Source organism: Streptomyces sp. NPDC041970 (genome assembly GCF_055588985.1).
This window is the reverse complement of the sequence record NZ_JBVJCD010000024.1, coordinates 23,416-37,427: the sequence shown is the minus strand read 5'-3', so window position 1 is coordinate 37,427 and position 14,012 is coordinate 23,416. Positions and strand designations below refer to the sequence as shown.

General features: G+C 72.6%; 11 protein-coding genes. 10 read left to right on the top strand and 1 reads right to left on the bottom strand.

All coding sequences use genetic code 11. The features are described from left to right. Positions 1-189: 189 nt before the first annotated feature. Positions 190-1,473, top strand: a complete 1,284-nt coding sequence (locus ACZ6EJ_RS14460) for a S8 family serine peptidase (RefSeq protein WP_469267256.1) — start codon at positions 190-192, stop codon at positions 1,471-1,473. Between the two features lie 366 nt (positions 1,474-1,839). On the opposite strand, the gene eccCa is transcribed toward ACZ6EJ_RS14460, so the two are convergent. Beyond that, positions 1,840-5,766, bottom strand: a complete 3,927-nt coding sequence (eccCa, locus tag ACZ6EJ_RS14455; RefSeq protein ID WP_469267255.1) for a type VII secretion protein EccCa — start codon at positions 5,764-5,766, stop codon at positions 1,840-1,842. A gap of 265 nt (positions 5,767-6,031) precedes the next feature. Between eccCa and eccD the strand changes: the two genes are divergently transcribed. From eccD to ACZ6EJ_RS14410, 9 genes are all read left to right on the top strand, one after another. Further along, a complete protein-coding gene (gene eccD / locus ACZ6EJ_RS14450; RefSeq protein WP_469267254.1) occupies positions 6,032-7,414 on the top strand; it encodes a type VII secretion integral membrane protein EccD in 1,383 nt (460 codons plus the stop codon). Between the two features lie 78 nt (positions 7,415-7,492). Next, positions 7,493-8,938, top strand: a complete 1,446-nt coding sequence (gene eccB / locus ACZ6EJ_RS14445; RefSeq protein ID WP_469267253.1) for a type VII secretion protein EccB — start codon at positions 7,493-7,495, stop codon at positions 8,936-8,938. A gap of 256 nt (positions 8,939-9,194) precedes the next feature. Next, positions 9,195-9,545 carry a hypothetical protein gene (locus ACZ6EJ_RS14440; RefSeq protein WP_469267251.1) on the top strand — a complete coding sequence of 117 codons (351 nt, stop codon included), beginning with the start codon at positions 9,195-9,197 and terminating at the stop codon, positions 9,543-9,545. Positions 9,546-9,609: 64 nt separating this feature from the next. Next, positions 9,610-9,909, top strand: a complete 300-nt coding sequence (locus tag ACZ6EJ_RS14435) for a hypothetical protein (protein ID WP_468700321.1) — start codon at positions 9,610-9,612, stop codon at positions 9,907-9,909. Positions 9,910-9,943: 34 nt separating this feature from the next. Continuing rightward, positions 9,944-10,321, top strand: a complete 378-nt coding sequence (locus ACZ6EJ_RS14430; RefSeq protein WP_469267249.1) for a hypothetical protein — start codon at positions 9,944-9,946, stop codon at positions 10,319-10,321. Positions 10,322-10,325: 4 nt separating this feature from the next. After that, positions 10,326-12,596 carry a hypothetical protein gene (locus ACZ6EJ_RS14425; RefSeq protein WP_469267247.1) on the top strand — a complete coding sequence of 757 codons (2,271 nt, stop codon included), beginning with the start codon at positions 10,326-10,328 and terminating at the stop codon, positions 12,594-12,596. Beyond that, a complete protein-coding gene (locus ACZ6EJ_RS14420) occupies positions 12,593-13,237 on the top strand; it encodes a type VII secretion system-associated protein (protein WP_469267246.1) in 645 nt (214 codons plus the stop codon). The genes ACZ6EJ_RS14425 and ACZ6EJ_RS14420 overlap by 4 nt, the downstream gene beginning before the upstream one ends. Then, entirely contained in the window at positions 13,237-13,701 is a 465-nt protein-coding gene (locus tag ACZ6EJ_RS14415) for a YbaB/EbfC family nucleoid-associated protein (protein WP_469267245.1), read from the top strand. Before ACZ6EJ_RS14420 ends, ACZ6EJ_RS14415 begins: the two co-directional genes overlap by 1 nt. After that, positions 13,694-14,005: a hypothetical protein gene (locus ACZ6EJ_RS14410; protein WP_469267244.1), complete on the top strand. Its 312-nt coding sequence runs from the start codon at positions 13,694-13,696 to the stop codon at positions 14,003-14,005. The genes ACZ6EJ_RS14415 and ACZ6EJ_RS14410 overlap by 8 nt, the downstream gene beginning before the upstream one ends. Positions 14,006-14,012: the final 7 nt, after the last annotated feature.

Sequence of the window (14,012 nt, the reverse complement as noted above, 5' to 3'; positions counted from 1 at the left end):
GGCGTGACACGTTCTGACCTCCCGAACCCCCTGCGCCGTGGTTACGGGGCGGAGACGCGCGACATGTAGGGCGAGGGGAAACTGCTGTTCCCATCATGCCTGTTGCCGCAGGTCGTCCGCCATCGCGGTCGGGGGTTCCGGGGGCCGGGGCAGGTACCGGGGGCGCGGGAGCGTCGATACCATCGGCGTATGCGATCTTCGAGGTCCCCGGTGTCCCTCGCCCTCGGACCGGCGGCGCTGGCCGCCCTGCTGCTGATACCCGGCGCGGCGGCCCCCGCGGGCGCGGCGCCGCACGCGGACAGCCCCTCGTTGCCGGGGGTGCCCGCCACGCTCTCCGACGGCCGCCCGTGCACCCCGGCGTCGGCCAAGAAGTCGACCCGACTCCCCTGGGCGCAGAGCTTCCTGGGGGTCGACCGGGCCTGGGAGCTCAGCCGGGGCGCGGGGGTGAAGGTCGCCGTCGTCAGCACCGGCGCGGACCTGCGCCGGGTGCCCGCGCTGGCGGGCGGGGTCGTCTCGGGCCCGGACACGGTGGCCGGCGGGACGGTGTCGGACGACTGCGTCGGATACGGGACGTTCCTCGCCGGCATCGTCGCGGGCCGGAGGCAGCAGGGGCTGCGCGCCGCCGGGGTCGCCCCGGAGGCCGAGGTCGTCGCCGTCCGGGCCACCGACCGGCAGGGCGCGACGACGCCCGAGGAGCTGGCCGAGGGGATCAGGGCGGCCACCGCGTCCGGGGCGCGGGTCATCCACGCGGCGCTGGCCGTCCCCTCCGCGCCGAAGTCGTTGAAGGACGCCGTCGCCGCCGCGCAGCGGGCCGGGGCGCTGGTGGTGGCGCCCGCCTCGGCGCGGGAGTGGGAGGGCGGCGCGGCCGCGTCGCAGGCGGTGGACGGGCCCGCCTACCCGGCGGCGCTGCCCGGTGTGCTCGCCGTCTCCTCGGTGGGTCCGGGCGGCGCGCCGGAGGCCCCGGCCGCGGCGAAGGGGCGGCGTACGCAGCCGAGGCTGAGCGCCCCCGGCGTCTCGGTGACGGGGCCGGGGCCGGGCGGCGGCGGCCAGTTCACCGGCCGGGGCGACGCGGTGGCCGGCGCGTTCGTGGCCGGTACGGCGGCGCTGGTCCTCTCCTACCACCCCCGGCTGACCGCCGAGCAGGTCGCGCACCGACTGGAGTCCACCGCCTACGGGGCCGTGGGCGACGCGCCCGACCCCGGCGTCGGGCTGGGCGTCGTCGACCCGGTGCGGGCGCTCTCCGCCGTGCTCCCCGAGGAGCGGGCGGGGGCCCCGGCCGGAACGCGCCGGGCCTCGGCCCCGGCCGTCCCGGCGCTCAACCCGCCGGAGGCGCGCGATCACGCGCTGGCCGTGGCGGGCGGGGCGGTCGGGGTCACGCTGCTCATCGCCTTCCTCGCGTTCACGCTGCCCCGAGGGCGCCGCCGGGGATGGCGGGCGGGCCGGGCCGGGGGGCCGGTGGCAGGGGCGGAGTGACCCCGGCGGCGCCCCTCAGCCGGTGACCCGCGGGCCGGGGCGCCGGCGTACGGCGGCCCGCTCCCCGGCCCGCGGCTGCCGGGCGGCTCGTCGGGCTTTCGCGGTTCTCCTCTGCCGGTCCGGCGCTTTTGCCCACGCGCGTCGCGCGCGGCGTACGCGGCCGGGAACGGGCGGCGCGCGCATCCCCCGGCCGCCCACCGCGTACGACGGCGGCCGGGGAGGGCGGCGCGCGCCTCCCCGCCGGGCCCGCGCCCGTCGCGCGGGCGGAGAGCCCGCGCGACCGGCGGCCCCCGCCGCCCCGGCCGCAGGGAGAGCCCGCGCGGCCGCCCGTCCGAGGTCCGGGCGGGCGGCCGGGCGGTACGACCGCTACGCCGAGGCCGCCGGTTCCGGCAGCAGCGGGGTCTGCACCTGCACCACACCCCTGCGGGTGATCAACTGCGCACGGCCCGGCGGCAGTTGCTTCGGCTTGGTGTCGTTGAACAGGTACCCCTCCGAGGGCGGGCAGGAGAGCAGCGCGGCAGGCGTGTTGACCTCCATCAGCCGCCGCAGCAGCGAGTCGCTCATCGCACGGGCCGCACCGTTGGCGCTGCGGGCCACGATCAGGTGCAGACCGATCTCCGCGCCTTGGGCGAGGAAGTCGAGCAGCGGCCCGAAGTGGTTGCTCATGTTGCCGCTGGACACCATGTCGTAGTCGTCCACGACGAGGAAGACCCGCGGGCCGGCCCACCAGTCCCGCCGCTTGAGTTGGGCGGGCGAGACGTCCGCGCCGGGCAGGCGCTCCTTCATGGCCCGCGCGACGCCGTCCACCGCCTGCTTGAGCACGTCGACGGAGACCGCGTACCCCAGCCGGTGCGACTCGGGGACGCTCTCCAGCAGGCCGCGGCGGTAGTCGATCAGGAGGATGCGCGCCTCGTCGGGGGTGTAGCGGTCGGTGATCGCCCGGCAGACCGAGCGCAGCATGTTGGTCTTCCCGGTCTCCGCGTCGCCCACCACGACCAGGTGCGCGGTCTGCGCGAAGTCGTGCCACATGACGTCGAGGTGGTTGCCCTCCAGGCCGAGCGGCACCCGCAGGTCGCCGTCCGGGCCGACCTCGGCGTCGGGCAGCTCGGCGGGCTCCAGGATCGCGGGCAGCGTGCGCACCGGGGGCGCGGGCGGGCCCTGCCAGTGGGTGGCCACCCGTGCCACCGCGTCGGCGACGCCCTCCCCGAGGTCGGAGGCGCTCTCGCCGCCGTCCAACCGGGGCAGGGCGGTGAGGAAGTGGTGCTTGGTCTCGGTCATGCCGCGGCCGGGGGCCTTGGGGATGGTCGCGGCGGCCCGCATGTTGATCATGGAGTCCATGCTGTCGCCGAGCCGCAGCTCGAAACGGGTGCCGAGCTGGTCGCGCAGCGCGGTGGGGATCTCCGACCAGCGGCTGGCCGCCAGGATGAGGTGCACCCCGTAGTTGAGGCCCCGTGCCGCCAACGCCGTGAAGGCGTCCATCATCTCCATGAAGTCCTGGCGGACCGTGCCCCAGCCGTCGACGACGAGGAACACGTCGCCGTAGGGGTCGTCCGCCAGGTCGCCGGCGGCCCGGCGGGCGCGCAGCGTGGCCATGGAGTCGATGCCCAGGTCGGCGAACTGCTTCTCGCGCCTGGCCACCAGCGAGTGGACCTCGGCCAGGGTGCGGTGCACCCGCTCCAGGTCCAGTCGGCCCGTCACCCCGCCCACGTGCGGCAGGTCGCGCAGCGCGCCGAGGGAGCCGCCGCCGAAGTCCAGGCAGTAGAACTGGACCTCGCGCGGCGTGTGGGTGAGCGCCAGCGACATGATCAGGTCGCGTACGAGGGTGGACTTGCCGCTCTGCGGACCGCCCGCGATGCCGACGTGCCCGCCCGCGCCGGACAGCTCGGCGATCAGGGGTTCGCGGGACTGGTCGAAGGGCCGGTCGATGATGCCGACCGGCACCGTCAGCCGGCCGTGCAGGCCGGTGTCGAGGGCGGTGAGGCCGCGCTCGGCGTGCGGCGCCACGCCCATCAGCAGGACGTCCAGCGACAGCGGGGTGTCCAGCGGGGGCAGCCAGACCTGGTGCGCGGGCCGGCCGCCCTCCCGCATCCGGGACACGGCCAGCGCGAGCAGGGTCTCCTCGCTCGTCTCCTCCTGCGCCTCCGGCTCCGGCACGGGCGCGGGGAGCCGGGGCTCGATCCACTCCGTGCGGTACGGGACGACCTGGCCGGCGGCGACCGACGCGCCGACCCTGCGGACGCCCTGGTAGGGCCCGGAGACGTAGGCGGCCTTGAACCGGACCAGGGTCCCGGTGTCCTTCTTCAGGATGCCGCTGCCGGGGACGGAGGGCAGTTGGTAGGCGTCCGGCACGCCCAGGACGCCGCGGCTCTCCATCGAGGAGAACGTGCGCAGGGCGATCCGGTACGACAGGTGGGACTCCAACTGGGTCATCCGGCCCTCGTCCAGCCGCTGCGAGGCGAGCAGCAGGTGCACGCCGAGGCTGCGGCCCAGCCGCCCGACCATCACGAACAGGTCCATGAAGTCGCGGTGGGCGGAGAGCAGCTCGCTGAACTCGTCGACGACGACGAAGAGCGTGGGCAGCGGCTCCAGGTCGGTCCCCGCCGCCCGCGCCGTCTCGTACTCGTACGCCGACGTGTAGTTCCCGGCGCTCCGCAGCAGCTCCTGACGGCGCATCAGCTCGCCGTGCAGGGCGTCCTGCATCCGGTCCACCAGGGAGGACTCGTCGGCGAGGTTGGTGATGACGGCGGAGGTGTGCGGCAGTTCCTCCAGGCCGAGGAAGGTGGCGCCGCCCTTGAAGTCGACCAGGACGAAGTTCAGCTTCTCCGAGGAGTGGGTGAGCGCGAGCGCCAGGACCAAAGTGCGCAGCAGCTCCGACTTGCCGGAGCCCGTCGCGCCGATCAGCACGCCGTGCGGGCCCATGCCGCCCTGCGCCGCCTCCTTGATGTCCAGTTCCACCGGGGAGCCGTCGGCGGCGAGCCCCAGCGGCACCCGCAGCCTGGCGCGATCGCTGCGTTCGGCGCGCACGGCGTCCAGGTCGACGGTGTGCAGGTCGGGCAGGCCGAGCAGGGTGGTCAACTGGACGTCGGTGGTGAGGGCCTCGCCGTTGTCCGTGGTGACGCCCATCCGGTACGGGGACATCACGGTGGCCAGCGCCCTGGCCCGCCGGGGGCCCAGCGCGTCGGGCCGGCCGAGCGGGGAGGCGGTCTCCTTCCCCGACCGGTCGGTGCTCACCAGCTCCAACCGCCGCCCGGCGATCCGCAGCCGCAGCGTGTGGCGGGACGGGCGCCAGGGCAGGGAGGCGGACACGTCCAGCGTCACGGTGTTGCGGTAGCCGTCGGTGGCCAGCCGGGAGTCGGCGGGCGTCCGCGCGCTGTCCAGCACCACGACGCAGTACGGCTCCTCGGTGCTGGGCGCGGCGTCCGGCTCGAACGCGGGCCGGCCGGTCAGCTCGTCGCCGAGCAGCGTCTCCAGGCCCAGGACGGAGTCGGTGACCAGCCGTACGGGGCCCCCGCCGTCGACGTCCGTCGGGTGCTGGTTGTGCGGCAGCCACTTCACCCACTCCCAGGCGTCCCGGCGGTCATGGTCCGCCAGCACCACGACCCGCAGGTCCTGCGGCGCGTGGAACACGCTCGCCTGGGCCAGCAGCGCCCGCACCATCGCCCGCGCGGCCTCCTCGTCGTCGGACTGGAGCAGCACGCGCGCGTAGGTGCGCAGGTACAGGGCGACCGGCTGGTCGGGGACGGTGCCGTACGCCTTGATGAAACGGCGCAGGGCGTGCGCGGACAGCGGTTCCAGGTCCTCCACCGGCTTGGTGCTCAGCGGGGTCAGCTTCGTCGCCAACTGCTGCTCGCCCACCGCGATCCGCACCTCGGCGAAGTCCGCGTGGGCCGCCCGCCGCTCCCACAGCCGGCTGGTGGGCACCAGGCTCCACAGGGCCTCGGGGTCCGGGTGCGACCACGCCTGCGCCTCCCGCTGCTGGTTGATCACCTTGCGGATGCGCCGGCGGCTGATCGACAGGTACCGCATGTAGTCGCGCCGCTCGCCGAGCAGCGCCCGCTTGCGGTCCCCGGAGGCCCGGATGATCTGCGAGACCAGCATCCCGATGGCCGACAGCGCCATCAGGCCGATGGCGACGTACATCATGGGGCCGCCGCCGCTGCCGGGGCGCAGGAAGATGAGCACCATGCCGAGGGAGCTGAGCGCCATCGGCATGTACGTGATCATGTTGCCCATCGCGCTCTGCGTCTCCGGCACCGTGGGCGGTTCCTGGAGACTCAGTTCGCCTTGGGGCATCTCGGGGCCAAGACGCCGGGGAGGCCTCTTGAAGAGGACCACGCTCAAAGGGAATCGCCTTCCTGAATGGTGCCGGGGGTGGCCGTGACGCGTCTGCGGGATGACCGGACGCCGAACGCCGACGATACGGCCGGCGGCGCCGGCTGGTGGGCGGGGGCGGGGCCGCCGATCCCGGCGGCACCCCACAACGTACAGACTGCACGCACAAGTTAATGTGATCAATCTGACCGCGTCGACCACTGTCCTGGAAGGCGATGAAACGCGCTTGACCGACATATCCGCGGCACCCCTGTGCCGCCTCACGGTGATGACGCCCGACCGCTCCGTCGAACTCGCCGTACCGTCCGACATCGTGCTCGCCGATCTGTTGCCGACCATCGTCGACCACGGGGGCAGCGACCTCTACGAGCGGGGCGCGCAGGCGGGCGGCTGGATGCTCCAGCGCCTCGGCCGGGAGCCCCTCGACGACGAGAAGACGCTCGGCGACCTCGGCCTGCACGACGGCGAGACGGTGCATCTGCGCCTGCGCGGGGACGCCCTCCCCGAGATCCACTACGACGACCTCGTCGACGGGCTCTCCAGCCGGCTGCGGGAACGCGCCGACTCCTGGCGGCCCGTGTGGTCGCACCACCTCATGACCGGGCTCGCCCTGTCCACCCTGGCGACCGGCCTGCTGCTCCTGCTGCAGCCCGGCCCCACCGGGCTCAGGGCGGTCTGCGCGGCGGTGACCGCGATCCTCCTGCTGGCCGGCGCCGCGGCGGCCTCCCGCGCGGTCGGCGACGTCGGCGCGGGCGCCTCGCTCGGCGCGGCGGCCGTCCCCTATCTCGCCCTGGCCGGCTCCCTGGTGCCCGAGGGCGCCGCGTCCGACGCGGACCTGGGCGCCCGGCTGCTCGCGGGCTGCTCCGCGGCGGCCGGCGCCGCCGTACTCGCCCTGGCCGCGGTGGGCGCGTGCGCCCCGCTCTTCCTGGCCGCCGCCCTGACCGCGGTCCTGGGGGCGATCGGCGGAGCCGTGATGCTCTTCGGCGTCTCCGCCCCCGGCACGGCCGCCCCGCTGATCCTGGCGGTCGTCCTGCTGGGGAACTTCCTGCCGTCCCTGGCGTTCCGCCTGTCGGGGCTGAAGGTGCCGTTGCTGCCCACCAACACGGACCAGCTCCAGGAGGGCATCGACCCCACGCCGGACGAGCGGATCGCCGCCCGCGGCGCCATCGCCGACAGCTACCTCACGGCCCTCTACGGCGCCACCGGACTGGTGTCCGCGGGCTGCCTCACGGTCCTGGCGTTCGAGCGGTCCTGGGCGCCGCTCACGCTGGCCGCGGTCCTGTGCGCGCTGATGTTCACCCACGCGCGGGGCATCGGCGGCGCCTGGCAGCGGCTCGCCGTCGTCCTGCCGGCGGCGTACGGTTCCGTCCTGCTGACGGTGCAGTGGGTCCTGCGGACGGACGCCGGGTCCCGGCCGCTGCTGCTCGCCGGCCTGCTGGCCGCCGCGGCCGTGCTCGCCATCACCGGATGGACGCTGCCCGGCCGGCGCCTGGTGCCCTACTGGGGGCGCGCGGTCGACCTGCTCCACCTGCTCTTCGCCATCGCCCTCGTCCCGCTGGCCCTGCTCGTCACCGGTCTCTACGGATACCTGCGGGGCCTCAACAGCTGAGCCCGGCGACCGGTGGCCGAAGGCCCCGGCGCACGGGCCCTCGCGCGCCGGGGCGGTACCCGGCCGGAAAGGCAAGGAATGCAGTCCAGGCGGGACCAGGTCCACGCGCACATGTTCGTCATGAGCCGGCTGTCGCTGGGAATGCTCCGGGACGACCCGGACGCCCCCGAGTCCGCGCACCGGCGGACCACGAAGGGGTTCGTGATCGGCCTCGCGGTCGCCGTTCTGGCCGCGCTCGTCGTGACGGTGTACGGGCTGGTGGTGCCCGGCGGTTCCAACGCGTGGAAGGCCACCGGCACGCTGGTGCTCGACGAGCGCTCGGGCGCCCGCTACCTCACCGTCGGCGGCGTCCTCCACCCCGTCCTCAACGAGACCTCGGCCAAGCTGCTGGCCGGCGACCGGATGAAGGTGGTGAGCGTCGAACCCGCCTCCATCGAGGACGCGCCGCGCGGCGCGACCCTCGGCATCGTCGGCGCGCCGGACCCGCTGCCGCAGCCGGGTTCGCTGAGCCGGGACGCCTGGTCGGTGTGCGCCACCCGGCCCGACGCCGCCGCCGATCCGCTCCTCACACTGGCCGTCGGCCTGACCGCCGAGGGCCGCCCCGTCACGTCGGACCGGGCCACCCTGGTGCGCACCGCTCCGGGCGACGCGACCTACCTCCTGTGGCACGGCACCCGTATGCGGCTGGACACCGCCAACTACGCGGTCCAGGCGCTGGGGTACGACGGGAGCGCGGCGTTCCCGGTCCCGGAGGCGTTCCTCAACGCGCTGCCGCCGGGCCCGGACCTGGCGGTGCCGGAGGTGGCGGGGCGCGGCAAGGCGGGCCCCTCGCTGGCCGGTCTGCCCACCCGGATCGGGCAGCTCTTCGACGGACCGGGCGGCCACTACCTGCTGACGGCGCGCGGCCTGGCCAGGGTCACCGCGTTGGAGGAGGCGCTGCTGAAGGGCGACCCGCGCACCCAGCGGACCGCGTACGCGGGAGAGGCCGTCACCCTGCGGAAGATCGGCCCGGACGACCTGGCTCACCACCAGGACGCCCAGGCGGGCCGGCTCGTGGGGACCGGGGGCGGCACGGTCCCGACCGGGCTTCCCGAGCCCGGACCGGTCCGCGCGGGCGAGGGCGTCTGCGCCGTCGTCGGCACCGCGGACGGCCGGCCGACGGTCTCGGTGGTGCTGCCCCGCGCGGGAGCGGTGACGGGCCGGCCGGTCTCCAACCAGCCCGGCATCCACGCGGGTTCCGGGACCGCCGACCTGTTCGCCGTACGGCCGGAGGGCGGCGCGCTCGTCACTGCGCTCTCCTCGGCGGGCACCGGTACGGCCTACCACCTGGTCACCGAATCGGGCGCCAAGTACCCGATCCCCGGCGGCGAGAAGGGGCTCCAGCGGCTCGGATACCGGGCCGACCAGTCCGTGCCCGTCCCCTCGGGCGTCCTCGGAATGCTCGCGTCGGGACCGGCGCTGGACGACACGGCCCTGCTGGCGCGGGGACTGGTGGAAGCGTCGCGGAACACCACGCCCGGATAAGCGCTCGCATGGCTCAGAACAATTGAGGTTCCTTTGAGGAAAGAAGGCCGGGAAGCACACTGCTTCCCGGCATTTCCGCAGCTCACACGCGTATCGAAGGTGAACTCTCAGATAAGTGGGGCCCTTTGGTTCCAAGTCGCCCTGGCGCGTATTAATCTGATGGTCACCGACCCCCGGAGGGTGCCATTCCCGGCGCGGTCGGCCCCCCGTGCACCCGTGGTGCCGCCGTGTTCCCGCAGCGTCCAGGAGGACTCCCATGTTCGATGTCTCCGGCTTCAACATCAACTCGTCCGACGGTCTGTCCAATGACGAGACGGCGATGCTGCAGACGCTGCAGACGCTGGACAAGCACCTCGGCGACATGGAAACGGCGGGCCAGACGGTCAGGAAGATCCAGGGCCAGGTCAGCGAGGCCTACCGGGCCCGGTCCTCGGCGACCCACGCGGCGGGCATCGACGACTGGCTCCGGACGCACGCCCGCATCATGGAGCGCACCCGGTTCTTCCTCGAAGGCACCAAGATGGCCAAGAACCTCCTCGAGGACGCCGAGGACCAGTCGAACACCTACGCCCTCCACATGGCCGGCACGATCAACCCTCCCAAGTAATCGGCACCGGCCCGCCTCCCGCTTTTCCTCCCCCTCCCGCCACCGTTCCCCGAGGAGTTCTCTCATGTCCGTAGCGATCAGCCACCAAGCGCTTCAGGAAGCCATCAGGAACATGGGCGCCGCCCAGACGGAGATGCAGGAAGCGCTCGTCTGGATGGAGAAGAACTTCGGCGCGCTGCGCGAGACCCTGACCGGTGAGACCCGTGTCGCCTGGGAGGGTTTCCAGACCGAGTTGGGGCAGCTCAAGACCAAGCTCAACGAGCAGTACGGCACCGCGCAGACGACTCTTCAGCAGATGCACGCCCGGCAGATCCAGGGAGACCAGGACGGCGGCCGCACCGTGAAGAACGCCCAGGGAAGCTGACCACGACCGACCGCACCGACTTGGAGGCGCGCGCATGGCCGAAGGCGACATCCCGGGCGACATCTACCAGTCGACCGAAGGCGTCTACCTCAACTACGCGAACGAGAAGCTCCCCACCTTCCGCCGTCATCTCACGGTCAACCCGCACTACGTCAGCATGGGATCGAAGATTCCCCTCGGCCTCGGGCGCACCGAGCTGAGCCTGCAGGCCAAGGCACTGGACGCCCAGTTCGAGACCTACCGCACCAACATGCGCAACCGGTACGACACGGCGATCACGCTGCTGAACAACCTCTCGACCGGCCTGCGGGACGTGGAGATCAAGCACCGGGAAGCCGAGGACGACTCCGACGCCGTCGCCGGCACTCTCGCCGACGAGTTCTCCGCGATCCTGACCCCGAAGGGAAAGTGAAACCATGGCTGAGGTGACCCCCGAGGCGCCCGTCCAGGTGCCTGACGGGATGCCGGCCAAGTGGGAGGAAATCCTCGCCATGTTTCACGACGGCGTCACCAAGCTCCCGGACCGGAACGCGGTGGCGGGTCCGGGTTCCAAGCAGTGGATCACCAAGACGGTCAGCGGTGAATGGATCGACGGCGATCCCGCGACGGAGGCCAAGGGATGGCAACTGGACGGCTGGTACGCGTTCTCGTTCCCGACCCGCACGGATCGCCTGTTGTTCGGCTTCGGCTACAACTGGACCGACTTCGGGAACAACGGCGGGGCACTGGCTGAATTCACCGGAGCGACCGCCCCGATCCTGGAATCGGTGCTCTCCGGGAAGAACAAGGACGCCAATCCGCTGTCGTCGGGCAAAGCGGCCACCATCCTCAACAACATGGACGACTGGACCGACGGCTGGATCACCCAGTTCAACACCTGGGCGGAAAACGTCGGCAGCGGTAAGGACCAACTGAAGGGGGAGACCGCCGAGCTCTTCGAAGCGACTCTCCTGGCGGTGAAGCGCGGGTTGCAGGAGACGTACTCCTATTACCTCAACGGGGACATTCAGAGGCAGCTCGAAACGGTCAGCACCCAGTTGACGGACACCATCAACCAATTGCGCAACAACGCGTGGAAGTGGTTCGACACGAAGGAGGTCGTGGGGGGCTCGGAGGTCGAGAAGCGGGAGGCCGGCTCCGTCGCCATGGCGTTCACGCACCTCAACGCCGAGTTCCTGAAGGCGATGAGCGCCAGGATCCCCACCTCGGACTTCACCAAGGACGACAGTTGGCTGGACTGGGCCGCCATCGAGGGCAATGCCAAGAAGAGCTGGATCACTCAGGTCGAGAAGGGGCTCGACGAGGCGTCCGCGAGCACGATGGCGAAGCTGGCGCAGGCCTACGAGGGGGCGGCCACGAAACTGTCCGACGCCAACAGCATCGTGAAGCCGACGTTCACCATCTCGCTGACCGCGGACGAGCAGAAGGAGTTCTACGGTTCCTCGGGCACCGGCGACGGCGGAGCGGGCGGGACCGACGACTTCTTCAACAAGTTCAAGGAGATGTTCAACGGCGGCGGTGACGGCACGGGCGGCAAGGGCGGCGGCAACGACATCGACCTCGGCGCCCCGCCTCCGGTGACGGGCCCCAACGGCGGCACGGGCGGCTCCAACCCCCCGAAGACCAGCAACTTCGCGCTCACCCCGCCGCCGGTCAGCAGCCCCAACGGCGGCAAGGGCGGCACCACCCTGCCGAAGACCGACTTCGGCCTCACCCCGCCTCCGGCCACCGGTCCCAACAACGGCACGGGCGGCAACTCCCTTACGGTCCCGGCCGGTTCGCGCGTCGACCCCAAGACCGGCGCCGTCACCGACTCCAAGGGCAAGGCGGTCATGGGCCCCGACGGCAAGCCCCTCATCGTGCCGCCGGGCTCCACGATCGGCCCCGGAGGCAGGATCGTCCCGCCTCCGAACAGCGGCCCGAAGCTGCCGTCGTTGCCGAACGGCAACAGCGTCGGGGACTCGCTGCGCGGCTACCAGGTCGACTCCGAAGGCAACGTCGTCGTCCCCAAGGGCACCACGGTGGACGCCAAGGGCAACCTGATCGGCGCGGACGGCAAGCCCCTGACCAACGCGTACGGGGGCAAACTGACCGTGCCGCCCGGTTCCCGCATCAACGCCGACGGGACCATCAGCGACCCGCAGGGCAAGCACATCACCGAAACCAGCGACAAGCTGAAGGTGCAGGTCCCCAGGACGTCGTACGACCTGCCGACCGGTCAGCGCACACCGCTCACATGGAACAGCGACCTCTTCGGCAACTCGAAGGGAACCGGCGACCTCTTCAACAACCTGAAGGGCTCCGGCGACCTCTTCGGCAACTCGAAGGCGGGCAACGAGATGCTGCGCAGGGTCGACGGCAACGGCAACAAGGTCTTCGAGCCGACCTCCGGGACCTCCGGTCTCAGCAGCCGCGCCCGCCTCGCCATGGGGCTGCCCGCGGTCCCCGCCGCTCCGACGCAGGGCACGTTGGCCACCCAGTCGGTCAACGCCCTCGGGCGGAGCGGAGTGGGCGGCGGCACGGGGAGCGGGATGCCCTTCATGCCGCCGATGGGCATGGGCGGTGGCGGCGGCGCTCCGGGAGGCGGCGGCAACGGCGGGGACCGGCAGCGCAACGTATGGCTGTCGGAGGACGAGGAGGTGTGGGGCACCGAGCCCGGCGCCGGAACGGGCGTGATCGGACGATGAGTTCCCCAGGGGCGACAGCGGGCGGCGCACCCGCCGGGGCGGTGGACACCGCCATGCCGCCGGTGCCGGACGACATCCGCGCGGCCGCGCGGACCGCGCCCGAGCACTGGTTCGGCACGGTGGACCCCGCCTGGCGCGGTGAGGGCGAGCCGCCGCTGTGGGCGGTGATCGGGCAGTGGCGCTCCGACGCCCGCGGCGAGATCGTCGAGTGGCAGCGCAACGAGGAGTACCGGCCGTCCCCCGGTATGCTCGGCTGGCCCGAACCGACCGACGACGTGGACGCCGCCATGCAGCTCGCGGCGACCGGTTACGGCCCGTTGGAGGGCGTCGCCCTGGCCGTGGTCACGGCCGAACTGGCCGTGCTGACCGCTCCCGACGGGGGCGCGGTCAGCGCCTGCACTCCGGAGGGCGACCCGGTCGTCCCGGTGTTCACCTCGCCCGACCATCTCCGGCGGGCGGGGGCGCTCGCCCATCGGGTGCTGCCGGTCTCCGAGGCGTTCGCCCTCGTGCCGGAGGGCCAGGACCTCTACCTCAACCCGACGGGCCCCGTCGCCCTGCGGTTGTCCGAGGACGACCTGTCCCGCGCGGTCGACGTACTGGAAGCGGCCGCGGAATCAGCAGCCGAGGAGGAGCAGGACTGATGGCGTCGTTCCAGGAACAGCTCGCGGAGGCCATGGCCGGCCTCGCCGAGCAGACGAAGAAGATCCAGCAGGTCCAGGAGGAGTTGGCGAGGGCCTCCGCCTCGGCGACCTCCAAGGACCGGATGGTGACGGCGTCGGTCAACGCCCACGGGGAGATCGTCTCCTTCAAGTTCCACACCGAGGGCTACCGCACGATGCCGGCGGCCCAGCTCGCCGAGGTGCTGAAGACCACGGTCAACGCGGCGCGCGCGGAGATGAGTTCCAAGGTCAGCGGCACCGTGCGGCCGTTGATGGGCGCGCAGGAGGAGTTGGCGGACGGGTTCTTCGGAGGGGGTGGCAGCGAGTTGGACGACCTGCTCGCCCCCCTGCGCGCGATGCAGCCCGAGGGGCTGACGGAGACGGTGCTCGGCGGTGGGCGCAAGACGTCCGCGAAGCGCGGCGAGGAGGACGAGTTCTATGGCTGACGGCATCCTGTCCGTGCCGGGCGACCTTCCGCGGCGGTTCACCCAGTTCGGCGACATCTCCCGGATCGTCAACGAGCTGGGGACGCTCAACGACCGTATCAACGTGGCCAACCGGACCGCGGGCGGCACGGACGACGTGTACGCGAAGGAGTACCACAAGTTCGTCGACTCGACGGGCAAGGGGCTCACCTACGGCCTCGAAGGGCTTTCCGAGCTGCTCGAAATGGTCGGCATCAGCGGCAACAAGGCCTCGGTCATCCTGAACGACGCCGAGGACGACGCCAACCACATCGCCGCCGGCTGAGCCGGCC

Excerpts from the sequence above, each read along its gene's own strand:
- ACZ6EJ_RS14460 (WP_469267256.1), top strand. The coding sequence starts at position 190 with ATGCGATCTTCGAGGTCCCCGGTGTCCCTCGCCCTCGGACCGGCGGCG.
- eccCa (WP_469267255.1), bottom strand. The coding sequence starts at position 5,766 with ATGCCCCAAGGCGAACTGAGTCTCCAGGAACCGCCCACGGTGCCGGAG.
- eccB (WP_469267253.1), top strand. The coding sequence starts at position 7,493 with ATGCAGTCCAGGCGGGACCAGGTCCACGCGCACATGTTCGTCATGAGC.
- ACZ6EJ_RS14440 (WP_469267251.1), top strand. The coding sequence starts at position 9,195 with ATGTTCGATGTCTCCGGCTTCAACATCAACTCGTCCGACGGTCTGTCC.
- ACZ6EJ_RS14435 (WP_468700321.1), top strand. The coding sequence starts at position 9,610 with ATGTCCGTAGCGATCAGCCACCAAGCGCTTCAGGAAGCCATCAGGAAC.
- ACZ6EJ_RS14430 (WP_469267249.1), top strand. The coding sequence starts at position 9,944 with ATGGCCGAAGGCGACATCCCGGGCGACATCTACCAGTCGACCGAAGGC.
- ACZ6EJ_RS14425 (WP_469267247.1), top strand. The coding sequence starts at position 10,326 with ATGGCTGAGGTGACCCCCGAGGCGCCCGTCCAGGTGCCTGACGGGATG.
- ACZ6EJ_RS14420 (WP_469267246.1), top strand. The coding sequence starts at position 12,593 with ATGAGTTCCCCAGGGGCGACAGCGGGCGGCGCACCCGCCGGGGCGGTG.
- ACZ6EJ_RS14415 (WP_469267245.1), top strand. The coding sequence starts at position 13,237 with ATGGCGTCGTTCCAGGAACAGCTCGCGGAGGCCATGGCCGGCCTCGCC.
- ACZ6EJ_RS14410 (WP_469267244.1), top strand. The coding sequence starts at position 13,694 with ATGGCTGACGGCATCCTGTCCGTGCCGGGCGACCTTCCGCGGCGGTTC.